We start from the raw sequence: 24,207 nt of genomic DNA, 5'->3' as shown, positions 1-24,207 counted from the left end.
CATTAATCTTCTTCAAGCCAATTATAAAAGGGAACTGTTTGCTGTCTATATTCTGATTGATTACTTCGGACCCTTGCTATATTTCGTTCCCTCTTAATAGGCAGTGTAGTGGGAGTCCACCCTTTACTAATTGCCTTTCTGATAAATCCTTCGGGATTTTTAACCCTATTAGGTGATTGACTCATGATTAGCAAGATTTCTAAGGTACGCCTAATTCCTATATAGTTTAGAAGATTAATTATGGTATCCGTAGGTGAAGTCATGGTGACTGCTTGATATGCCATTGATACTAATTCTTTTGAATCCTCATTCCGAGGTGGTTGAGAAATATACAAATTTGACATTTGTTCATCTAAATGTGGCGAAATGCTCCTTGTGGTTTCCAGTACCTGGACATCTTCATGAGGAATCTGCCACCCTTTCTTATCAGACTCTTTGAAAGCATTAGCAAATTTCCCTAATCGTAGCCACCTCTTAATAGTTTCCTCACTTTTATTAAGTCGTTCTGCTACTTCCTTTACTGTTAGCAACTTTTCCATTTTTGCCCACCTACCTTTATTATTTACTTGAACCCACATCGCTTATAGGCAACACACATTCTTTTATTGACTATAAATATAAAACATATGTTCGGTCTTAGTGCAAAAAATTTACAACAACATTTGCTGAACAAAAAACAATGTTGTTGTTGTAATAGTGGTCTATTGAGAGTCTTAAAGCAGTCTATAAATATACAATATCTTATACATTTATGTTAAATTGTATTGAATATAATTTCAACACAAAATATGAAAGATGTGTTAAATATTTTCACGAACAATACATTGGTATATGTAGGTTTATGTGCGTGATGGTAAAATATGGATTATAAAACAAAAAGAACCTAATATAAATCACAAATACTATGAATCCACCCTTCACTTTTCATAAATTCTAATGTCGCATCGTTAAATCGAGGGTAAAACCATGATTGATGTCTAAATTCTAATGCGATTGGCATATCCTTTAATTGTTCTTTACAAAAGCGTAAATAATCTACATGTTTTTTTTGACAATCAAACCATGGGGGGAACTGTAATAATATCATACCTAATTTTCCTGATTGATAAAAAGGAAGAATGGCATTTAAAAATGCAGTAAACATCTCTTCCCTTGAAGTAAAAGTATGACTTCCCCTTCCATGGCCTGTCATTCCTTGATAAGCCTTAACAATAAATTGAAAACGATTAGGGGTATCATTGATCCATTTTCTTACACTATTTTCTGATGGTATCGCATAAAAGGTCGAATCTACTTCCACGATTGGGAAATGTGCGGCATATTCCTTTAGCTTCTCCTTTTGTGCCGAACCATTTGGATAAATCGTATCATGATCTCCCCAACCAGCCAAACCAATATATATCATTTGCTCCCCCCCTTACATTGAATAGTAGCTTATTGCTAAAATATACAAGAATATTTCATATTGATTGATATTTACAAATCATTCTTTAATCCTTTAATAAAAACATTCTTTTCACCAATCCATCCTTCCCCATATAGGATGGTAAAATCCTCATAGGATACTTGCTTTGATGTCTTCCGGAAAGATGTAAGAAAAGCTTTATATAAAAAAATCACTTGGAATACTCCAAGCGATTTTTTTATTTATTATCCGATTGAACCTTCCATTTCGAACTTGATTAGACGGTTCATTTCTACGGCATATTCCATAGGTAATTCTTTCGTAAATGGTTCAATGAATCCCATGACAATCATTTCTGTTGCTTCTTCCTCAGAAATACCACGGCTCATTAAATAGAATAATTGTTCCTCAGACACTTTAGATACTTTCGCTTCATGCTCTAATGAAATATTATCATTTAAGATTTCATTATATGGAATTGTATCTGAAGTGGATTGATTATCCATAATGAGTGTATCACATTCAATATTTGAACGTGCTCCTTCAGCTTTACGGCCGAAGTGAACAATACCACGGTATGTTACTTTACCACCATGCTTAGAAATCGATTTAGAAACAATTGTTGAAGAAGTATTAGGTGCTAAGTGCATCATTTTCGCACCTGCATCTTGGTGTTGACCTTTACCAGCAATCGCGATTGAAAGTGTCATACCACGTGCACCTTCACCTTTTAAAAGTACGGCTGGGTACTTCATTGTTAGCTTTGACCCGATATTTCCATCGATCCATTCCATTGTAGCATTTTCTTCACACACTGCACGCTTCGTTACTAGATTATAAACATTATTAGCCCAGTTTTGAATCGTTGTATAACGGCAATATGCATTCTTTTTAATAATAATCTCAACAACTGCACTATGAAGTGAGTTTGTTGTGTAAACAGGAGCAGTACATCCTTCAACATAATGAACATGTGCACCTTCATCAACAATAATAAGTGTACGTTCAAATTGTCCCATATTTTCAGAGTTAATACGGAAATATGCTTGAAGTGGAGTATCTACCTTTACACCTGGTGGCACATAAATAAATGATCCACCTGACCAAACTGCAGAGTTTAATGCTGCAAACTTATTATCAGTTGGCGGTATAACTGTTGCCCAATGTTCACGGAAGATATCTTCGTTTTCTTTTAACGCAGAATCTGTATCTTTAAATACAATTCCAAGCTTTTCAAGATCTTCCTTCATATTATGATAAACTACCTCTGATTCATATTGTGCAGAAACTCCAGCTAAATATTTTTGTTCAGCCTCAGGAATTCCTAATTTATCAAAAGTGTTTTTAATTTCTTCTGGAACTTCATCCCAAGAACGACCTTGTGATTCTGATGGCTTTACATAATAAGTAATTTCATCAAAATCTAAGCCCATTAAGTCCCCGCCCCATTGCGGCATAGGTTTATTATAGAAATGTTCTAATGATTTAAGACGAAAATCCAGCATCCACTGAGGTTCATCTTTCATACGAGAAATTTCTTCAACAATTTCTTTTGTTAATCCACGTTTTGAACGGAAAACAGAGACATCTTTATCATGAAATCCGTATTTATAATCACCGATTTCAGGCATTTTTTTTGCCATTTCAATCATTCCTCCATCCTATTTTGTTTTACATTTCGATCTATTTTTGACTAGAGGATATTTTATCAGTTCTTAGAATCTAAACCCTTTTCCATTGCCTTCCAAGCCAATGTTGCACATTTAATTCGTGCAGGGAATTTTGAAACTCCTTGTAATGCTTCAATATCACCTAAATCTTCATCTTCTTCATATTCATTGCCTTGTATCATTTCAGAAAAAACATGAGAAAGCTTTACAGCTGTTTCCGTATCTTTCCCAATAATCGCTTGGGTCATCATCGAAGCAGAGGCCATGGAGATGGAACAACCTTCCCCATCAAATTTTGCATCAACTACTTTTCCATCCTCTACTTTCATTGTTAAATGAATTCGATCGCCGCAAGTCGGATTGTTCATATCGATAATCACACTATTTTCATCTATATGCCCTTTATTTCGAGGGTTTTTATAATGATCCATGATGACTTGTCGATAGAGAGTATCTAGATTGTTAAAAGACATCGCTGAAATACTCCTTTGTTTTTAAAAGTCCAGCTATGAAACGGTCAATATCTTCCTCTGTATTATATAAGTAGAAGCTTGCCCTTGCAGTTGCTGATACTTTTAACCATTTCATAAGCGGCTGTGCACAGTGATGACCTGCTCTTACTGCAATACCTTCTGCATCTAAGACAGTTGCAAGATCATGTGGGTGAACATCATCCAAATTAAAAGTTACTACCCCTGCACGTGCCATAGGATTAAGTGGTCCATAAATCGTCAATCCATCAATCTCGTTGAGACGATTTAATGCATATTCAGCTAAATGATGTTCATGATTTAATATATTTTCCATACCAATCTCTTCAAGGAAATCGATCGCTGCACCTAAACCTATTGCACCAGCAATAATTGGGGTTCCACCTTCAAACTTCCACGGAAGTTCTTTCCAAGTTGAATCATATAGATCGACAAAATCGATCATTTCTCCTCCAAATTCAATTGGTTCCATGTTTTCAAGAAGTTGTTTTTTACCGTATAACACACCGATTCCAGTAGGTCCACACATTTTATGACCAGAAAATGCATAAAAATCACAATCGAGATCCTGAACATCTACTTTTAGATGAGGGGTACTTTGAGCACCATCTACTACCATAAATGCACCATTATCATGAGCAATTTTTGTTATTTCCTTGATCGGATTTATAGTACCAAGAACGTTAGAAACATGCATAATAGCAACTATTTTTGTCTTAGAAGTGACCGTATTGCGAACATCCTCAAGTGTAATCGTACCATCTTCTTGCATTGGGACATATTTTAATGTTGCATGATTACGCTTAGCAAGTTGTTGCCATGGAATTAAATTACTATGATGTTCCATATAGGAGATGACAATCTCATCTCCCTCATTTACATTATCACGTCCAAAGCTATTAGCAATGGTATTTATTGACGTAGTCGTTCCTCTAGTAAAAATAACTTCACTAGTAGAGCTGGCATTGATAAAACGGCGAACTTTTTCCCGTGCACCCTCATATTTATCCGTTGCTCTCGTACCTAGTGTATGCACGCCACGATGAACATTAGAATTATCCTCTTGGTAATACTTATTTAATGCTTCGATAACTGAATACGGCTTTTGAGATGTCGCAGCACTGTCTAAGTAAACAAGTGGATGTCCATTGACTTCTTGGTCAAGTATCGGAAATAATTTACGAATCTCCTTCGCATTCATTACTTAACTTTCCTTTCAATAACCTCAATAAGAGCTCGTTTAACCCCTTCAATAGGTAATTGATTTACTACAGGAGCAAGGAATCCGTGAATAATTAGACGTTCTGCCTCTTTTTTTGAAATCCCACGGCTCATTAAATAGTAAAGCTGAATAGGGTCAACACGACCAACTGATGCAGCATGTCCAGCCATAACATCATCTTCATCGATTAGCAGCATTGGATTGGCATCCCCACGTGCTTTTTCACTTAACATTAAAACACGTGATTCTTGTTCGGCGTCTGATTTAGATGCGCCGTGCTCAATTTTTCCAATTCCATTAAAGATTGATGAAGCAGAGTCCTTCATTACGCCATGCTTTAAAATAAAGCCTTCTGTATTTTTTCCAAAATGGGTAATTTGAGTTGTAAAGTTTTGAGTTTGGCTTCCACGACCAACTACAACTGTTTTTGAATGAGAAGTTGAACCATCTCCCATTAGATTAGTTGTATTATTTGAAATCGTATCGCCATCATTCATCATTCCCAATGCCCATTCGATATTGGCATCACGATAAGCGACTCCACGACGATTTACATAAGTTGTTACACCTTCTGCCAAATTGTCAACAGAGCCATATTCTATCTTTGCATTACCGTTCGCAATAATTTCAGTAATGATGTTTGCAATTCCTTTTGCTTGATCATTGGTTGAAATATAGTTTTCAACATATGTTACTGAACTATTATCATCAGCAACTACCAAAACATGGTTAAATAGAGGTGCCTCTGTATGATCATGTACATAAACAGTTTGAATCGGCTCAGACACTTCTACATTTTTAGGAATATATAAGAATACTCCACCATTTACAAGTGCTGCATGTAACGCAGTTAATTTATGTTCATCAACTTTTACTGCATCCTTCATAAAATATTTTTGTACGAGATCTGAATGCTCTTTTACTGCAGTCAAAATATCGGTAAAAATTACGCCTTTTTCTTTTAGCTCTTCTGATAGAGCCAAATAGGCAGGAGTTTGATTATGTTGAATATATAAGTTTTTATTTACATTTTCTACATCGATTAAAGATTTTACTGCTTCAGGAAGTACATCTAATGTTTGATACGTATCACTTTCAATCGAATGCTTCGTAAATTGAGTAAAATTCCATCTTGTAATTCTAGTTTTATCAGGATTTGGCATAGGGAGCTCTTCTGATTGAGCTAATGCTTGAATTCGAAGTTCCGTAAACCACGCTGGTTCACTGTTTCCTTCTGAGAAGGAACGAACATAGTCCTGATCCACTGAAAGATTTGTTTCTACAGTCATGTTAAGTCCTCCTAACTTTATGCTTCTTGCCCTACTGTTTCGTCTTCAATACCAAGTTCGTGTTTAATCCAGTCATATCCCTCAGCCTCTAAACGTTGTGCTAATTCTGGACCACCGGATTTAACTACACGTCCTTGCATCATTACATGTACATAGTCAGGAGTAATATAGTTCAATAAGCGTTGGTAGTGAGTTATGATTAAGCAACCAAATTCACTGCTGCGCATTTCATTGATTCCTTTAGAAACAACTTTCAATGCATCGATATCTAAACCAGAATCAATTTCATCAAGAATTGCAATTTTTGGTTCAATCATCATTAATTGAAGAATTTCATTACGTTTTTTCTCACCGCCAGAGAATCCTTCATTTAGATAACGTTGTGCCATATTTGGATCCATTTCAAGTAATTCCATCTTTTTATCCATCTCGCGAATGAATTTCATTAATGAAATTTCATTTCCTTCTTCGCGACGAGCATTGATAGAAGAACGTAAAAATTCAGCATTTGTTACTCCGCTAATTTCACTTGGATATTGCATCGCTAAGAAAAGACCAGCACGTGCTCTTTCATCAACTTCCATTTCTAAAACATCTTTACCATCAAGTGTAATACTACCTTTTGTTACTGTATATTTAGGATGTCCCATAATCGCAGATGATAAAGTGGATTTACCAGTTCCGTTAGGTCCCATAATTGCGTGGAATTCTCCACCTTTAAGCTCTAAATTAACGCCCTTTAAAATCTCTTTTCCTTCGATCTCAACATGAAGATCTTTAATGATAAGTGTAGAACCTGCCATGATTATACCTCCGTTGTATATTAAAAATTTCAAAATCTCATTCTCAATTTATTCTCATTATAATCTTATAACAAATTAAAATTATTATCAATAGAGAAAGTCTGCTGTGGGACTTTCTTGAAAGGAGAAAGTCTGCTCTAGGACTTTCCTATGTACACACATTCTATTTAGTTTTTTCCCTCCCACCATTCTTCATTCTCTAATTCATTATATTATGTATTTTAAAATGGGCAAAAGAGGCTGGGACATAACTAGCTTCAAATAGTGAAAAAGTTGAATTTGAGCGAACTGAAATTCAACTTTTTCTATTTTTGTGTGTTGATCCTTCTATTACCGTAGTTGTTTGGCCGTGAATTTTCTTAAATTCACGGCCATTAATGCGAGTCCCATTTCATTTTCTACCTTCGATTTTCCTCGTACAGAAAATCGAGTGAAACGCAAATTAGCCTTCAAGAATCCAAAAACTGGTTCCACATCGATTTTGCGTTTTCGATAGATGGTGCTCGTTTTCTCTTCTGAAAGCTTCGCTCTCACATATTCTTTTTGTTGTTCCCATTGTTCATTCACCATTAGTTTTCGATTGTTGCCTTCTTTAGCTTTTGTACATGATGAACGGAATGGACATCCCGAACAGTCCTCACACTCGTAGATCTTGAACCTTCGTTGAAATCCTGTACGATCAGTACGGACAGAATGATAGTGAAATTCAAGACGTTTCTGGTTAGGGCATATATATGTATCTGTATCTTCACAATACTGCCAGTTATCGGGATTCAATGGGTTTTGTTTGTACTTTTTCTTTTGCTCCTTCAAATATAGATTATACGTAATCAGTGCTTCTCGTTTTCTGTTCGAAAGGATATCATTATAGTTTTGTTCACTACCATAACCTGCATCTGCGACAATATGTTTCGGTAACACGAAATAATGGTTCTCGATTTCATCAAGAAATGGAATTAACGTACGTGTATCTGTTGGGTTTGAAAATAAACTATAGGCAAGCGTGTATTGCCCTTCCGTTGCGATTTGTACATTATAGCCAGCTTTCAATTGTCCGTTTTGCATATAATCATCTTTCATTCGCATAAATGTCGCGTCCAGATCTGTTTTGGAATAGCTATTACGTGTGCCAAAGATTTCAAAGTCTCGTTGGTATTTTTGTTTTCGTAAGACAAAATCAATCAATTGTTTACGCACTTGTTTCGGGTATTTGCGCTCACTTCTTAAAGCTTTTCGTTCTGGAACGTCTGATGATTCTTCAATTTGTTTATCATACTCAGCTACGACATTGTCCACTTTTTCAACCAATTGAGCGAGCTCTTTCAATGATAATTGTTCATCACCTTCCCGTTCAATTTCAGGTATAATTTCGTTCTCAAGTAGCTCGTTATATAGCTGGTTTGACCTTTCAATTAAACTGTGATGATATTTCTCAATCGATTTCTTCCAGACAAACGTAAATTTATTCGCATTTGCTTCAAGCTTTGTACCATCAATAAAAATTGCTTCTTGATCGATTAGTTTTTCTTCGATTAATTGGCAACGGAATTGGACGAAACATTGGCGAATTAATTCTTTCACATCTGAATGAACACGGAATCGATTGATTGTACGGTAGCTTGGTTCATAGCCTTGAGCTAGCCACATCATCCGGATACTGTCTTTTAATAGGGCTTCAATTTTTCTCCCAGAAAAGACAGATTGGGTGTAGGCACATAAAATAATTTTAAGCATCATGCGTGGATGATAAGCAGGACAGCCCTCATTTCGCAGAAATGGTTCGAAAACATCATGAGGAATACTTTCAACTAGATGATGGATATGAAAGGCAATATCATTTTTTTGTAATTTTACTTCTAAATCTAAAGGCAAAACTAATTGATTCATGGTATAATTTTTAAACATAAGGATCCTTCTTTCTGTATAATTTTGTTGTGGTGACTTAATTTTATCAGAAGTGGTCCTTATTTTTGTTAAAAAAATAATCAAAGCCGGTGAAATTTTACTTGTCGTAAAATTTCACCGGCTTTTTCATCTCAGAGGTGGGTTTTGTCCCAGCCTCTTTTGCTATCATTATTATAAGCTATTTAGCATTTTTCGTCCAAGGTCTGCAACCATCCGCTGGGAACGAACGTATTCCCTCTCTCTCCTTTTTTCCACAAGCATTCTCACTTTGTGCTTTTGTTTGTACACCTCGTAACCGACTCCATGTGCCCCATGCAACGCCTTTTCCATATCATTTGTGTACTGTAACTCAAGAGAGTTAATAACGAATCATTCCTTCCATTATTTGTTTACGGTCTTTATGATAACAAAGATTTTCTATCTTAACAAAAAGGATATGGCGGATTAATAAAGCATCTCCTTCTATATTCATGAGTCATGGTAAAAAACTTTATTATTTACTTAATAATGATCTTAAATGCTTCAAAATAATAGCTAGTTTCGAGAAGATGTATGAAGTATTCACTTTATATTAGGAAACAGAAATAAACTTTTTAGATTCGCACAAAAGAGGGTCATTTTGCTCAAAATTTCTTGATTCGCACGAAATCCATCTTGATTTGCACGAATTCTATTTTTGTCACCTGATTCGCACAAAAACAATTGTGATTTGCACGAAATTATATATGATTCGCACGATATGACTCTTTTTCGCACCAAATATTTTTGATACTGATTTGCCAATAATAAAAGCTCCGGAAAAAATTCCGAAGCTTTTTACGATATTATTTGCCTGAGACTGGAACAACTGACCCTTTCCACTCTTTTTTAATAAAATCTTGGATTTCTTTAGAATGTAAAACTTCAACTAATGTTTTAATTGATTTTTTGTTTTCATCACCTTTACGTACAGCGATCACATTTACATATGGTGAGTCGTCTCCTTCAATGGCGATAGAATCTTTTTTCGGATTCATACCTACATCAATAGCAAAGTTGGAGTTGATAACAACTGCATCTCCCTCTCCATTATTAAATGCTGTAGTGAGGAAGGCTGGATCATATTCATAATCAAATTTTAATTTTTTTGGATTTTTAGCAATATCTTTAATCGTAGCCTCATCCTTATTTACACCATCTTTAAGCTTAATTAAGCCTTTTTCTTCAAACAATGTTAGAATACGACCGTGATCAGCGACAGAATTACTCATTAATATTTTAGCACCATCAGGAAGGTCATCTAGAGATTTATATTTTTTGGAATAAATCCCCATCGGTTCAATATGAATACCACCTGCATTTACAAAGTCATATCCAAATTCTTTGATTTGTTTTTCTAAATAAGGAATATGTTGAAAATAGTTAGCATCTAAATCTTTTCCATCTAATGCTTTATTCGGTAAAACATAATCTGTGAACTTCTCAATTTTAAGATTGATGCCCTTTTTCTTCAAAATAGGCTTTGCTTGTTCCAAAATCACTGCATGTGGAGTATTTGATGCTCCTACTACTAAAGTTGTTTCTTTACCATCGCCTTTTGATTTTTCATCTGAAGAACCACAGGCAGCTAATCCAAACACAAGCAATGCTGCAAAAAGTATACCTAACCATTTTTTCATTTGTATTTCCTCCTCTTTAATATGAAGTTATCGCTTATCTATTTTTCTTGTAATTAAATCACCAATCATCTGGATGATGAAAACGATAATTAAAATAATGATGGTAGCTACAAAAGTAACATCTGTACGATTTCTTTGGAAGCCATCTAAATAGGCTAGATTTCCTAATCCTCCGGCACCAATTGCACCTGCCATTGCGGTATACCCTACAATAGCAATGGATGTAACAGTTATACCTGAAACAATGGCCGGCATCGATTCTGGTAATAATACTTTAAATATAATGGTACTTATCTTGGCACCCATAGCCCTCGCTGCTTCAATAACACCTTTATCGACTTCCCTTAGACCAATCTCCACTAATCTTGCATAAAAAGGTGCCGCACCTATAATCAATGCAGGTAAAGCTGCTTCTGGCCCAATTATGGAGCCGACAATTGTTTTTGTAAATGGTATTAAAAGAACAATTAATATAATGAAAGGAATCGAACGAAAAATATTAACAATTGCTGAGATAATTGAGTTTATTGTACGGTTCTCCCATAAACTTCCTTTCGCTGTAAAAAACAATAATAAACCTAATAATATTCCGATTACAAATGTCGCAATCACGGACCAGAATGACATATATATAGTTTCTTTTGTGGCATCCCACATAGAAACCCAATCTACGTTTGGAAAATATTTCTCAAGCATCTGCCTTCATCACCTCTAGTTCAATCTCCTGTTGTTTTTGTAAATAAGTTAATCCCTTATTTATCTCTTCTTCCTCACCATCTACATGAATGAACAATGTCCCATATGATCCATTCTGTGTTTGTGAGATGTTGCCCTGAATAATATTTACAGAAAGAGAATAATTTCTAATAAGATCAGTTATAATCGGTTGTTCAGCAGAACCTCCAATAAAAGTAATCTTCACTAATCGTCCACTTGGATACATATTTAATAGTTGTTGTACTGTTTCATGAGTATCTTCAGGTTCTGTGAGTTGTCTAACGAAACGCTTTGTTATTTTCTCTTGAGGTTTTCTAAACACATCAAGTACGCTTCCCATCTCAACAACCTGACCATTTTCCATAACAGCTACTCGATGGCAAATTTTCCTAATCACATGCATTTCATGTGTAATTAGCACAATCGTTAATCCAAGTCTTTTATTAATATCCACTAATAGATCCAAAATAGAATCTGTAGTCTGTGGGTCCAATGCAGAAGTCGCCTCATCACATAAAAGTACTTGAGGGTCATTTGCTAAAGCACGGGCAATACCTACACGTTGCTTTTGTCCACCACTAAGCTGTGAAGGGTATGCTTCTTCCCTTCCATCTAATCCAACAAGCTTAATTAATTCGTCTACTTTTTTTCTACGCTGCTGTTTTGGTACACCTGCGATTTCAAGAGGAAAAGAAATATTTTCCCTAACAGTACGTGACCAAAGAAGATTAAAATGCTGAAATATCATTCCAATGCCTTGTCTTGCTTTTCTTAGCTCTGCACCCTTTATACTTGAAATTTCCTTCCCAGCTACATGAATCTTACCCGAGGTTGGAATTTCTAGACCATTTAACATACGGATTAACGTACTTTTCCCGGCACCTGAATAGCCAATAACACCAAAAATTTCACCTTTATTTATATCAATGTTAATGTCATTAACTGCTGTAACTTCTCCATTTTTTGTAGAAAATATTTTTTTTACTTTTTGAACGGTTATCATGCTGTCCACCTCACTTGTATATGACGCCTAGTATTCCAATAATCTGGGCAAAATAAAATGCCTTTCTGCAAAATGACAGAAAGGCATGAATAATTATGAAACCTTCCTCTCATCTTCCAAAGTTAAAAACTTTGTGTGAATTGGCACCATTTCAGATATCTGACGGTTGCCGGGCTTCATAGGGCACATCCCTCCACCTCTCTTGATAAGAGCACATATATATTTAATTGTTAATCTTTCAAACAAAAAATCCCGTTATTAAACTTTCAATATCAAAGACTTAATTAGTACAAAAGTCATTCTATCATGATGGTTAATGACTGTCAACAAAAAATCACAAGAAATATAGTTCTCCATTCATGCAATCTGATAGTCTTTACTTAGCCATAAAATCGATTCAAGTAAAAGTGATAAGCGATAGGAGCCATATAATGTAAGTTCGTTATTTTTCACTAATTGACTTAAGCGAATATGACCATTTAAAAGATGACATAGTATTGGTTTGGAGGCATGTATTTCTAAATTCGATTCGCCTATATCTTTTTTCATTATAGAACAGCTATTTTTAGAAATATACAATCCCCATTCCTCTTTATCGCAAACAAATTTTATCATAATAGGACGGTTTGGAAATAAGGCATTCAAATGTTTTCGATTATCCAACTCTTGAATCAGTCTTTCAAAAAATGAATCCATAAAGATCACCCATTTCTCGTTTATCTTTTATACACTTATTCATTTTTTGAATAGAAAATCCTCTATCTATCGTTCTACAATTTTTTCAAGATATAAAATACATAAAAAATTCTTGTCGAATAAAATCATTATCTATTTATTTCCCAAGAAATTTGTCATAAGTATTTATACTACTTTTGAAATAGGAGGATGATCTTTTTTGCTTCCAAAAGATTTAAAGACAATAAAAAAGTAGATCGACCCCACTAAATATAAAAAACATGTGATTGAAAAAACAATGGCGTAGCCATTATAAGAACCATTTCGTGAAACAATTCCCATTGAAACTGGCCCCATCAACGCCCATCCTAAATTAAATACCATTTGATTGACAGAGTTTGCAAGACCCTTCACTGAATTATCAACTTTAGACATCATTAATGACATTTGAATTGGATTTCCTGCATTCATTAAAGCCTGCCTGAATAAAAACCCAATTGCTGCAAGTAATAAACTATGAGTAAATCCCGTTAATAATAAAAATGGGAGAGAAGCCAATTGCAAAAAGACAACTGCCTTAACCTCCCCTACTTTACTTACTACAAATGGACCAATAAACATAGCGATGGCGGTTGCTGCCTGCCCCATCGAAATAATAAATCCAATCGTTGTATTTGAAGCATTAAATCGATCAGCAAAGTATAAATTTAAATAAGGGATTACAAGTCCTGCACCAAAACCGATTAATAATTGTGCAATGGCAAAAAAGATGATTAATTTAAGACTTTCCTTTTGTTCTTTGAATGAAATGAAGCGCTTATTATTATTTTTATCGTTGCTTACATCTGTTTTCATTTCCTTCAGTCTCATTATTGGCAATATTCCGATCAAAAATATAACTGCGCCAATTATTAAAGTAATCCGAATACTAATAATCGGACTATAGATCCATTCAAGTAAGTCAGAAAGTACTCCCCCAAATATATTTCCAATCACATTAGCAGCTGTCATCAATCCAAAATGAAGTGAAAACAGTTTGACACGTTGTTCAGCTGTAGAGTTTTCAGCCAATAAAGGAACGGATGAAACTTGTATAAATGCTTGGGTTAAACCAGTTAAAAAAGCTGCCATAAGGAGAAGTGTTCTTGGCTCAATAATACTTCGAAGAAATAAGGTAACTCCTGTAAAAATTAATCCATATATTATAACTCTTTTCCTTCCCAGTCTATCACTTAATATTCCTGCTGGAATCAGAATAATGGCTGTTGCCAGGGATGTCATTGAGATGACCTGCCCATTCATCTGATCTGGGAAACCGAGTTCACGAATATAGAAATTGTAAATGACCATAAAAACACCCAAACCAATTTGCGTAAAAACGTTTCCATAAATGGCATTTCTTATATTCGAGTTATACCCTCCCCATTGCTGTTTCCACCTATTTGCCCATTTCATAAAAAAAATCCCCCACTCGATTATTTCGATACCCTAAATAATCATAATCGCGTGAGGAGAAAAAGTAAATGGTCTATTCAGAAATGTTTTAATCATCTTTATTTATTTGTTTTAAAAGCTCATACAAATGAGTAACCGATTGAAAAGCATATATTTTTTCCAAACAAATTCCCTCTTGAAATACTAATAAACAGGGGACACTCTCAATTGAATACTTCTCAGCCATTTCTGGCATATAATTTAAATCAGCTTTTCTAAATTCAAACTGTGGTACTAAATTTTCCACAATATCGAGCATTCTCCCCGCTACCTGACATGTCCCGCATAAAGGTGTATAAAAGTATAATGCTAGTTGCTTGATCTTCCTTGTATTTTCTGTAATCTCTTCCTTTGTCCATTCTTTCATTATGATCGTCCTCTTGTGAATTTCTATATTTATAATATAGCCTTTATAATACTTGGCTATAATTTTTCAAGAAAAAATTAAGATTGATAAAGGTATAAATAAAAAAATGAGGTTGTCCCAAGTTACTCGGAAACAACCCTAGTTTTTTATCTATTTATTAGTCTTCGTTAATCATTTCTTCATATGCTTCAGCAGTCATAAGATCATCTAATTCACCAATATTAGATGGTTCAACAACAATCATCCATGCTTTTTCATATGGTGATTCATTAACAAATTCTGGACTATCGCTTAATTCTTCATTCACAGCAACTACTTTACCACTTACAGGTGCATATAATTCAGATACTGTCTTAACTGACTCAACACTACCAAATGGTTCATTCGCTGTTACTTCATCTCCAACTTCAGGAAGTTCAACAAATACAATATCACCTAATTCAGATTGTGCGAAATCTGTGATACCGATACGTAGGCTTTCTCCCTCTTTCTTTACCCACTCATGTTCTTCAGAATAACGTAATTCTTTAGGTAAACTCATTCAAAGATCCCTCCAAAGATTTATCAAATTAATATTTACATAAAACACTTTTGTTAGCAAGAATACTAGCTTAAGCCCATGTATTCTTATACATTTCTTCTTTAAATCCAACGGTTACTTTATTTCCATCAGTTAATAGAGGACGTTTAATTAACATCCCATCTGATGCGAGCAGATCCAATAGTTCGTCTTCACTAGCCGTTGGGATGCGATCTTTTAGCCCTAGTTCACGATATTTTTGACCACTCGTATTAAAAAATTTCTTTAACTCTAAGTCGCTTTTTTTGTAAAGCTTTTCTAATTCCTCACGTGAAGGAGGATTATCTACAATATGTACTTCGTTAAAGGAGATTTGATGTTCCTCTAACCATTTCTTTGCTTTGCGACATGTCCCACATTTAGGGTACCAATAAAATGTTAATGTCATTTCTTAATCACCACCTTAAATTATGGGATTATTAGCTATTTTAACACTATATCTATTTTACCTGTTCAATCTTACAAATTCAAAGATTATTTTCCTCTTACCACTTTCAAAATTTTTCTGATGGATAAGCGTTATTACAAAGCTAATAAATAGTTATTACCTTAGTCTGTTTTCCTATAGTTTGTTGCTTTTGTTAAAGCCTAACTGCCGGCTTTTACACCCAATAAAAAGATTCAGCGATTCTTATAAAGTTTGTAGCTCTTCAGTGAAATGAAAGGTGTAGCGGTCTTCAGCTGATAGTTATTTGTTAAACTTTACTTAAATAGCAACAATGTTCTAGAAAAGAGCCTTACTTTAAAATATAAACATAAGAAATGCCCTTGATGTAGATATCATCAAGGACATTAACATTATTTTTTATAAAGGCTGTTTTCCTATAGTTTGTTGCTTTTGTAAGAAACCAACTGCTTTCTTTTACACCCAATTAAGAATTCAATGGTTCTTATGGGTTTGTAGCACTTTTCTAGCGCACTTCAACCGATATGAATAATTAAAACTTTTCGTAATTAGCAACAAAGGTTGAGAAAAGAGACTTTATAATACATATTTTTCTGCTTCAATTAGTTTTACTGAAGCTTCACGCTTTTTCGCAATGACATTGATCGGTGTGTGTCGAATTAATTTTCGAAGAGCTGATAACATCATTCGTAAAGTATCACCAGTTTCAATCGCTACAATGGATTCCTTAGCCAATTGCTCAATTTCATTGATTGCTTCTTGGCAGAAAATTTGCGTGTAAAGGACTTTTTGTGCACTCTTTTCTACACCTTCTTTTGCGATTGCTTTTTCTGTACGAAGGACAGCTGATTCCATTGCATATGCTAATGAAACGATATCTGCTACATTTACAAGGACTTCTTGTTCATGTTCAAGTTTTGTTCCATATTTCTGTGCTCCTAAACCAGCTACCATTAAGGCTACTTTTTTCGCACTACGTGTTAAATATTTTTCCTGATCAACAGGTCCATCACCAATTTCCTCAGGCATCATCATCATAAGCTCTTCTTGTAAACTTTGAACTTTTTGAAGAAGTGGAAGTTCACCCTTCATTGCTTTTTTCATCAAAGTTCCAGGGACGATTAAGCGATTGATTTCATTCGTTCCTTCAAAGATACGATTGATACGCGAGTCACGATAAGCTCGAGAAATTTCGTACTCATCCATAAATCCATATCCACCATGGATTTGAACACCTTCATCAACAACATAATCTAGAACTTCTGAACCAAATACTTTATTTAATGAACATTCAATTGCATATTCAGCAATCGAATTAGCAATTTCATGACCATCCTTCACATCAATATGGCTCATTCTTTCATCAAAGAGACCAACCGTACGATAAACTGAACTTTCAGCTGCGTAAATTTTTGCTGCCATTGTTGCAAGCTTTTCTTTCGTTAAATTAAATGAAGAAATTGGTGTTTTGAATTGTTTTCTTTGATTAGCATATTTTGCTGTAATTTCAAACGCACTTTTTGATCCGCCAACTGTACCCACACCTAATTTATAACGTCCAATATTTAAAATATTGAAAGCAATTTTATGACCTTTTCCCACTTCACCAAGCAGATTCTCCACAGGAACTTCAGCATCCTCTAAAATTAACGTACGTGTTGAGGAACTCTTAATTCCCATCTTCTTTTCTTCTGCCCCAGTAGACACACCTGGATAATCACGTTCAACAATAAATGCGGAAAATTTATCGCCATCAATCTTCGCATAAACAACAAAGACATCGGCAAACCCTGCATTTGTAATCCATTGTTTTTCACCATTTAAAATGTAATGTGTTCCAACCTCATTTAATTTAGCCGTTGTTTTCGCACCTAATGCATCCGATCCTGAGCTCGGCTCTGTTAATGCATATGCAGCTAGCTTTTCACCTGTCGCAAGTAGTGGTAAATATTTTTGCTTTTGCTCTTCATTACCAAACAAAACAATTGGTAAGGAACCAATTCCTACATGGGCACCATGAGAGATAGAGAATCCACCAACTTTAGCCATTTTTTCAGAAATAAGTGCAGAACTTACTTTATCTAATTCTAAGCCACCATATTCTTCTGGAACATCGGCGCCTAGTAAACCTAGTTCACCAGCTTTTTTCAATAGTTTAACAGAACGATCAAATTCATGCTTTTCAAGATACTCCACTTGAGGAACAACTTCATTATTAATATAGTCTTCTGTTGTTTTAGCAATCATTTTTTGTTCGTCTGTATAATCCTCAGGAGTAAACATTTGCTCATAGGAAATATCTTCAATTAAAAAGCTTCCACCTTTAATCAATTTATCTGTTTGATTTGTCATTATCGATTCCTCCTAATCCTTTATTCAAATCTTTTACATATTGTTTTTTATATAGCTAAAATCAATTTTTCTATTCTAAATTAGCCTACGAAACTAACAAGTAAAAATTAAGATATTAATAAAAAACACTTTTTTATATTAATTCAAATACACCAGCAGCCCCCATACCGCCACCAATACACATCGTTACAACACCAAATTGAACCTTTCTTCGTTTCATTTCATGAATGAGAGATAACGTTAATTTTGTTCCTGTGCAACCAAGAGGATGACCAAGAGCAATGGCTCCTCCGTTCACATTGACAATCTCCTCATCTAAGCCTAGTTTGCGAATCACTTGAATGGATTGGGAAGCAAAAGCCTCATTTAATTCAAATAATCCAATATCTGATAATTCCAAGCCAGCAATTTTCAAGGCTTTAGGAATCGCTTCAACAGGACCAATTCCCATAATTTCAGGAGGAACACCAGCTACGGCGAATGAACGAAATTTGGCCATTGGTTCTAGTCCATGTGATACCGCCTTTTCACGATCCATTAATAATACAGCGGCAGCGCCATCACTTGTTTGTGAAGAATTTCCCGCAGTAACAGATCCTTTAATCGAGAACGCTGGTCTTAATTTACCAAGCACCTCTACCGTTGAATCGGGACGAACACCTTCATCTTGTTTAAATACAATGTTTTTCTCAATTAACTTATGATCTGCTCCAACTGAACGTAATGTAACATTAACAGGAACAATTTCATCGATAAATTTACCTTCCGCTATTGCTTTTGCTGCTCTTTGATGACTTCTAACAGCGAATGCATCTTGATCCTCACGGGAAACGTCAAATTTCTGCGCAACTTGCTCAGCCGTATGTCCCATTCCCATATAATATTCAGGAGCTGTTTCTGCTAAAGTGGCATTCGGACGAACTACATGCCCCATCATAGGTACAAGACTCATAGATTCTGCTCCCCCTGCAAGAACTGTATCGGAAGAACCAAGCATAATTCGTTCCGCTCCATATGCAATAGCTTGAAGTCCTGATGAGCAATAACGGTTTATAGTCACTGCTGGTACTGTATTCGGTAGTCCAGCGAGTGCACCTATATTTCTTGCCATATTTAATCCTTGTTCTGCTTCTGGCATTGCACAGCCAATAATCAAATCATCGATATTTCCTTCGTAGTTTCCGGCACGCTTTAATGTTTCTTTCACAACTAATGCACCTAAATCATCTGGTCTTACAGTGGCAAGTGTGCCTTTACCTGCCTTACCGACTGGTGTTCTTGCACCAGCAACGATGACCGCTTCTCGCATGTGTAATCCCTCATTTCCTTTGCTCTGATTATCTTATTCATTCGTTAGTTTATTAATTTCTTAATGGTTTTCCCTTTACAAGCATATGCTGCATACGTTGCTGTGTTTTTGGTTCTTGAATAAGGCTTAAGAAGGCTTCCCTTTCAAGATCTAATAAGTATTGTTCATCAACTTTAGTACCATAAGGAACCTTCCCACCTGAGATTACAAAAGCTATTTTCTTCGCTATTTTCATATCATGTTCTGAAATATAACCTGATAAATGCATGCCTTGGGCACCTAACAATAAAGTGGCATATCCTGGTTCTCCAACGACAGGTACCTTTTGGCGAATTGGTGGCTTATAGCCTTGTGAATAGAGAGACAGAACCGCTTGCTTTGCATCATATAATTGATGATCTGCATTCACACTAATACCATCTGCATTGTTCAAGAAATTATTTTCTCTTGCTTCTTCCGCAGACGTAGATACTTTTGCCATAGCAATTGTTTCAAATACTTTATTAGCCACTTTTTGTAAATCAAAGTCCACTCCATTTGGCATATTTTTTAGATGCTTAATATATAACTCCTTATTACCTCCACCACCAGGAAGTAGACCAACACCTACCTCAACGAGACCCATATAGGTTTCCATAGTAGCTTGAATATGTGCAGAAGGCAGGCAAACCTCTGAACCACCACCAAGTGTCATAGCAAAAGGTGCAGTGACTACAGGCCTTGGACTATATTTGATTTTCATCATCGCATTTTGGAATTGTCGCACGACCATATCTAATTCATAGATATTATCATCCTGTGCCTCCATTAACATAAGAGCAAGATTGGCTCCTACACAAAAGTTCTTCCCTTGGTTTCCGATGACAAGACCCTTATAATTTTTGGCGACTTCATCAACAGAGTAGTTAATCATTTGCAAAATATCTAAACCGATAGCATTATTAGGAGAGTGAAATTCTAATAATGCAACACCATCACCAATGTCAATTAAGCTTGCACCTGTATTTTTCTTAATTAATTTCCCTTGATTTTTTAGTTGTTTTAAATTTATCACTTTAGGATTCTGTTCTATTTTTTTGTAATCACTAGAATCATAGAAATACATTCCATCACTTTCTTCCTTGTAGAAAGAAGTGATTCCTTTTGCTAACATTTCTTCTATCCATGTAGGAACAGCTAAACCTTGTTCTTTCATTTTATTTACTGATTGTTCCACACCTATGGCATCCCACACTTCAAATGGACCCTGCTTCCAACCGAAACCCCATTTCATTGCATTATCGATAGACACAATATCGTCAGCAATCACGTTCATTAACTCTGCTGAATAGACAAGAACCGGTGCAAAGATATTCCATAATAACTTTCCGACCTTATCTTCCGCATAGACAAGCGCTTTCATTTTAGCCGATGTACCTTTTACTTGCTTAACCATTTCTAAGGAAGCTGATTTTAATTTTTTTCTTTCGCCATACTCGAGCGTATGAGGATCGAGTTCTAAAATCTCTTTTCCTTTTTTCAAATAAAAACCTTGACCGCTCTTACTACCTAACCAGCCATTTTCGAACATTTTTTTCATAAATGCCGGGACTGTAAATACTTCTTTTTCTTTACCATCTACCTGATCATATACATTATTCGCTACGTGAATAAAGGTATCTAAGCCAACAACATCTAATGTTCTAAATGTTGCACTTTTTGGACGCCCAATTAATGGACCTGTAACAGAATCAACTTCCCCAACACTATATCCACCTTTTAACATTTCTTGAACTGTCACAAGAAGTCCATATGTTCCAATACGATTACCGATAAAGTTTGGTGTATCTTTCGCTAGAACTACCCCTTTACCTAGCACATCCTCACCAAAAACCTTCATAAATTGGACTACTGCTGGATTAGTATGCTGAGTAGGAATGACTTCAAGAAGCTTTAAATATCTAGGTGGATTAAAAAAATGAGTGCCTAAGAAATGCTTTTTAAAATCCTCGGAACGATCTTCTGCCATCGCTTCAACAGAAATTCCTGAAGTATTTGAACTGACAATACTTCCTTGTTTCCGATATTGATCAATTTGTTCAAACACTTGTTTTTTTACTTTAAGCTTTTCTACAACCACTTCAATAATCCAATCTACTTCCGCTAACTTGGATAGATCATCTTCTAAATTCCCTGCTTCTATAAGGGCAAGATTATCCTTTGATGTTAGCGGTGCAGGCTTTTGTTTAAGTAATTTTTTCAAGGCAAGTTCACTCAGTCGATTTCTAACAATTTTATCCTCTAGTGATAATCCCTTTAATTTCTCTTCATCTGAAAGTTCTTTGGGCACGATATCCAATAGCAAAGTTGGAATCCCAATATTCGCTAAATGTGCAGCAATTCCTGATCCCATTACACCAGAACCGATAACAGCCGCTTTTTTAATGCTGTAACTCAATGCTATTTCCTCCTTCAATGCCATCTTATTAACATTTTTGAATGAATACTCATTCATTTTGCTGTTAAAAAAAATCCCATGAATGAGTTTACTACTTATAATATATACGATTTTACAGAAACTATCAATTATTAATCTCTAAAAATGACAAATTTTCTAAATTATTTTTATACATGGGGGTTTTCGTATAGTATGTTGCTTCTGTAAAAGCCAAATTTCCGGATAAAAAAGGATTCTAACAATTCTTATGGTGATTGCAAATGAAAGTTGTAGCAATCTTCAGCTGATATGGATGGATTAGTTAAAACTTTACTTAAATAGCAACATTGTTTAAGAAAAGATCCCTTTTCATTGAACAACCGCTAATTGGATAAAAAATAGCTAATTAGGTAAATCTACACATAGCAATGGAGGTGAAAAAATGCCGAAGCACAAGAAAAATCCTTCTAAAGCTGGTGTCAGTGCTGCTAGTGTAAAAGGCGATGCAGGTCCTACGGTTGAAGCAGATGGTGGAGGAAAAGTAAATAGCCAAAATAATCAATATAAAAAACAATAATTTCATTTAAAATGGGGGTTTGACAATTGCAACAGCAAGGCTTTAATCAACAACAACAGCAGCAAGGAACTATGCAACAGCCACCAGCAATATTATCAACGAAAGATCTATCCTATATTAATGATATGCTTTCCTGGAATTTACTTGCGATGAAGAAGGCGCATTTTACAGCGATGCATTGTCAAGATTCATCGATAAAAGCAACATTGGAGAAATGTGGCCAGATGCATCAGCGTCATTACGAGAAAATTCTTCATCATTTACAAGAACATTTACAAACACAACCAAATCAACAAAATCAGCAAATGATGTAAGGAGGATTAAGATTGCAAAATCAGCAAAAAATCCAAAATCCACAGACAACTGTACCTAATAATGAAAAAATGAATGACCGCGACCTTGTGAATGATTTATTAGCTATGGAGAAATATATGACTGCATCCTATAATACTGCCATGAATGAGGCAAGTCATGAAGGACTATACAAGGATTTATTAAGCATTTTTACTGAGACTCAAAACGAGCAGCGAGAATTATATAATCTGATGTTTCAAAATGGCTGGTACAAGCTCGAAGCTGCCGAGCAACAAAAGGTTCAGCAATCCTTTCAACAGCACCAAGGCTATTCAAGTCAATTCCCTTATGGGAATCAAGTGCAATAATTTTAAAGCAGCATATTTTATGCTGCTTTTCATTCTTTATGAAACCCTAGAAATCATTTATCCTTAAATAAGAGTAGTGTTTTTAGGGGGGACATCAATGTTACAAGTAAATTTCGCAAAAAAGATTGTAAATGAAGTCCGGAAATTATTAAATGAAGAAATTGTAGTGATGAATACCGCAGGAACTATCATTGCAAGTACAAATAATGAAAGAATAGGAACCTTTCATGAAGGCGCCTTAATCACGAGTAAAAAAAATGAAAAACTCATTATAAAAAAAGAGGATGAATCCCTCCTAGAAGGAGTTAAGGCGGGTATTAATTTACCAATTTGCTTCGGAAAGCAAGTCGTTGGGGTAATCGGCATTACTGGTGAACCGATAAAGGTGTTACCCTATGCAGAATTATTAAAAAAAATGACCGAACTTCTGATTCAGGAAAACTTCTACAAAGAGGAAATGACACGTCAAACTCGTACACTTGAGGCGTTTATCTTTGATTGGTTAGAGCTAAGAGAGTGGGACTTAGCATTTTATAATCGAGCTGAACTCTTAAATATAAACTTATCTGTCCCAAGACTCCTCATTCTCATAAAAGTGATTCGTGAAGATCAACAACTTTTTGATTTATCAATGAAGTGGAGATCAGAGAGAAATCGGAATGACTTATGCATCAATTGGGGAAATGACCGCTTATTATTGCTATTAGAAGCGGATCCTCCTCTGGACCATTATTCACTTAAAAATAAATTATATAGATGGAAAAACGAAATAGAGACATCAAATCATCTCAGCTTACAATTCGGTGTTGGAACGATTGTTCAACCAACTGAACTAAAGAAGTCATTTTTAAAAGCAGAACGTGCACTTCATGCTATCACTGGACATAATTGGATAATGTTTGATGACCATCTCACATTAGAAATGATTATGGAGGATTTACGATTGGATACAAAAAAGGAATTCATTCAACGTACCATCTCTCCCCTACTTGAAGATGAAGAGCTTTTACAAACTTTACGTGTATTATTTGAACGTAATTTCTCAATTAAAAAAACTGCAGAAGAATTACATATACATATTAACACCCTTCATTATCGTATTAAAAAAATTGAGGATCATACATCATTAAATCCCAAAAAAACAAAAGACCAATTTACTCTTTATTTAGGGTTATATATTTTGGATCATTATACAAAGTAAATCTA

The 24,207-nt window shown here is 35.1% G+C and carries 24 protein-coding genes, 1 pseudogene and 1 riboswitch; of the genes and pseudogenes, 4 read left to right on the top strand and 21 right to left on the bottom strand.

Translation table 11 applies throughout. The features are described 5' to 3' along the window. Window positions 1-2 precede the first annotated feature (2 nt). The 21 genes and pseudogenes from I5818_RS07100 to I5818_RS07005 form a co-directional block, all read right to left on the bottom strand. Window positions 3-539, bottom strand: coding sequence for a helix-turn-helix domain-containing protein (locus tag I5818_RS07100; RefSeq protein WP_078111454.1), 537 nt, complete (start codon window positions 537-539; stop codon window positions 3-5). Between the two features lie 353 nt (window positions 540-892). Then, window positions 893-1,405: pseudogene (locus tag I5818_RS07095) on the bottom strand (DUF72 domain-containing protein); the annotation flags it as partial. Window positions 1,406-1,476: 71 nt separating this feature from the next. Continuing rightward, a complete protein-coding gene (locus I5818_RS07090) occupies window positions 1,477-1,620 on the bottom strand; it encodes a hypothetical protein (protein ID WP_158022214.1) in 144 nt (47 codons plus the stop codon). 30 nt (window positions 1,621-1,650) lie between these two features. Beyond that, window positions 1,651-3,048 carry a Fe-S cluster assembly protein SufB gene (sufB, locus tag I5818_RS07085; protein ID WP_071976462.1) on the bottom strand — a complete coding sequence of 466 codons (1,398 nt, stop codon included), beginning with the start codon at window positions 3,046-3,048 and terminating at the stop codon, window positions 1,651-1,653. A gap of 65 nt (window positions 3,049-3,113) precedes the next feature. Next, window positions 3,114-3,548: a Fe-S cluster assembly sulfur transfer protein SufU gene (sufU, locus tag I5818_RS07080; RefSeq protein WP_058002789.1), complete on the bottom strand. Its 435-nt coding sequence runs from the start codon at window positions 3,546-3,548 to the stop codon at window positions 3,114-3,116. After that, entirely contained in the window at window positions 3,538-4,767 is a 1,230-nt protein-coding gene (locus I5818_RS07075) for a cysteine desulfurase (protein ID WP_078110671.1), read from the bottom strand. The genes sufU and I5818_RS07075 overlap by 11 nt, the downstream gene beginning before the upstream one ends. Next, window positions 4,767-6,077 (bottom strand): Fe-S cluster assembly protein SufD, encoded by a 1,311-nt coding sequence (gene sufD, locus I5818_RS07070; protein ID WP_078110672.1) that lies wholly within the window; start codon window positions 6,075-6,077, stop codon window positions 4,767-4,769. The genes I5818_RS07075 and sufD overlap by 1 nt, the downstream gene beginning before the upstream one ends. 17 nt (window positions 6,078-6,094) lie before the next feature. After that, a complete protein-coding gene (sufC, locus tag I5818_RS07065; protein WP_058002792.1) occupies window positions 6,095-6,880 on the bottom strand; it encodes a Fe-S cluster assembly ATPase SufC in 786 nt (261 codons plus the stop codon). 330 nt (window positions 6,881-7,210) lie between these two features. Continuing rightward, a complete protein-coding gene (locus tag I5818_RS07060) occupies window positions 7,211-8,785 on the bottom strand; it encodes an IS1182 family transposase (protein ID WP_209391879.1) in 1,575 nt (524 codons plus the stop codon). A 171-nt stretch (window positions 8,786-8,956) separates the two neighbouring features. After that, the gene (locus I5818_RS26490) at window positions 8,957-9,115 is read right to left on the bottom strand and encodes a YuzK family famiily protein (protein WP_212946360.1); all 159 of its coding nucleotides are present in this window, start codon (window positions 9,113-9,115) and stop codon (window positions 8,957-8,959) included. Window positions 9,116-9,609: 494 nt separating this feature from the next. After that, window positions 9,610-10,443 carry a MetQ/NlpA family ABC transporter substrate-binding protein gene (locus I5818_RS07055; RefSeq protein WP_078110529.1) on the bottom strand — a complete coding sequence of 278 codons (834 nt, stop codon included), beginning with the start codon at window positions 10,441-10,443 and terminating at the stop codon, window positions 9,610-9,612. Window positions 10,444-10,470: 27 nt separating this feature from the next. Beyond that, complete coding sequence (locus I5818_RS07050; protein ID WP_078110528.1) at window positions 10,471-11,139, bottom strand: methionine ABC transporter permease; 669 nt, start codon at window positions 11,137-11,139, stop codon at window positions 10,471-10,473. After that, window positions 11,132-12,163, bottom strand: a complete 1,032-nt coding sequence (locus I5818_RS07045; protein ID WP_078110527.1) for a methionine ABC transporter ATP-binding protein — start codon at window positions 12,161-12,163, stop codon at window positions 11,132-11,134. Before I5818_RS07045 ends, I5818_RS07050 begins: the two co-directional genes overlap by 8 nt. A 106-nt stretch (window positions 12,164-12,269) precedes the next feature. Continuing rightward, a riboswitch (SAM riboswitch) is annotated at window positions 12,270-12,375 on the bottom strand. A 145-nt stretch (window positions 12,376-12,520) separates the two neighbouring features. Beyond that, window positions 12,521-12,859, bottom strand: a complete 339-nt coding sequence (locus I5818_RS07040; RefSeq protein ID WP_058002796.1) for a hypothetical protein — start codon at window positions 12,857-12,859, stop codon at window positions 12,521-12,523. Between the two features lie 165 nt (window positions 12,860-13,024). Beyond that, window positions 13,025-14,293 carry an MFS transporter gene (locus I5818_RS07035; RefSeq protein ID WP_058002797.1) on the bottom strand — a complete coding sequence of 423 codons (1,269 nt, stop codon included), beginning with the start codon at window positions 14,291-14,293 and terminating at the stop codon, window positions 13,025-13,027. Between the two features lie 88 nt (window positions 14,294-14,381). Next, the gene (locus I5818_RS07030) at window positions 14,382-14,699 is read right to left on the bottom strand and encodes a thioredoxin family protein (RefSeq protein ID WP_058002798.1); all 318 of its coding nucleotides are present in this window, start codon (window positions 14,697-14,699) and stop codon (window positions 14,382-14,384) included. Window positions 14,700-14,856: 157 nt separating this feature from the next. Continuing rightward, window positions 14,857-15,240 (bottom strand): glycine cleavage system protein GcvH, encoded by a 384-nt coding sequence (gene gcvH / locus I5818_RS07025; RefSeq protein WP_058002799.1) that lies wholly within the window; start codon window positions 15,238-15,240, stop codon window positions 14,857-14,859. 70 nt (window positions 15,241-15,310) lie between these two features. Then, the gene (locus I5818_RS07020; protein ID WP_078110526.1) at window positions 15,311-15,667 is read right to left on the bottom strand and encodes an arsenate reductase family protein; all 357 of its coding nucleotides are present in this window, start codon (window positions 15,665-15,667) and stop codon (window positions 15,311-15,313) included. 594 nt (window positions 15,668-16,261) lie between these two features. Continuing rightward, window positions 16,262-18,037: an acyl-CoA dehydrogenase FadE gene (locus I5818_RS07015; protein WP_078110525.1), complete on the bottom strand. Its 1,776-nt coding sequence runs from the start codon at window positions 18,035-18,037 to the stop codon at window positions 16,262-16,264. A 133-nt stretch (window positions 18,038-18,170) separates the two neighbouring features. Next, a complete protein-coding gene (locus I5818_RS07010) occupies window positions 18,171-19,346 on the bottom strand; it encodes an acetyl-CoA C-acetyltransferase (protein ID WP_071976467.1) in 1,176 nt (391 codons plus the stop codon). 52 nt (window positions 19,347-19,398) lie between these two features. After that, on the bottom strand, window positions 19,399-21,783 hold the full coding sequence (locus I5818_RS07005) for a 3-hydroxyacyl-CoA dehydrogenase/enoyl-CoA hydratase family protein (protein ID WP_139358162.1): 2,385 nt from the start codon (window positions 21,781-21,783) through the stop codon (window positions 19,399-19,401). A 421-nt stretch (window positions 21,784-22,204) separates the two neighbouring features. On the opposite strand from I5818_RS07005, the gene I5818_RS07000 reads away from it, so the two are divergent. From I5818_RS07000 to I5818_RS06985, 4 genes are all read left to right on the top strand, one after another. After that, window positions 22,205-22,339, top strand: coding sequence for a YuzL family protein (locus I5818_RS07000; protein ID WP_071976468.1), 135 nt, complete (start codon window positions 22,205-22,207; stop codon window positions 22,337-22,339). Between the two features lie 26 nt (window positions 22,340-22,365). Beyond that, a complete protein-coding gene (locus I5818_RS06995) occupies window positions 22,366-22,653 on the top strand; it encodes a hypothetical protein (protein WP_071976469.1) in 288 nt (95 codons plus the stop codon). A 69-nt stretch (window positions 22,654-22,722) separates the two neighbouring features. After that, the gene (locus I5818_RS06990) at window positions 22,723-23,001 is read left to right on the top strand and encodes a spore coat protein (protein ID WP_058002995.1); all 279 of its coding nucleotides are present in this window, start codon (window positions 22,723-22,725) and stop codon (window positions 22,999-23,001) included. Window positions 23,002-23,098: 97 nt separating this feature from the next. Continuing rightward, window positions 23,099-24,202, top strand: a complete 1,104-nt coding sequence (locus I5818_RS06985) for a CdaR family transcriptional regulator (RefSeq protein WP_078110524.1) — start codon at window positions 23,099-23,101, stop codon at window positions 24,200-24,202. Window positions 24,203-24,207: the final 5 nt, after the last annotated feature.

Origin of the sequence: Heyndrickxia oleronia, from assembly GCF_017809215.1 — a bacterium.
In the GTDB taxonomy this organism is placed as follows: Bacteria; Bacillota; Bacilli; order Bacillales; family Bacillaceae_C; genus Heyndrickxia; species Heyndrickxia oleronia.
Note: the sequence above shows the minus strand (reverse complement) of the source record. Positions and strands in the feature narration are given on the sequence as shown.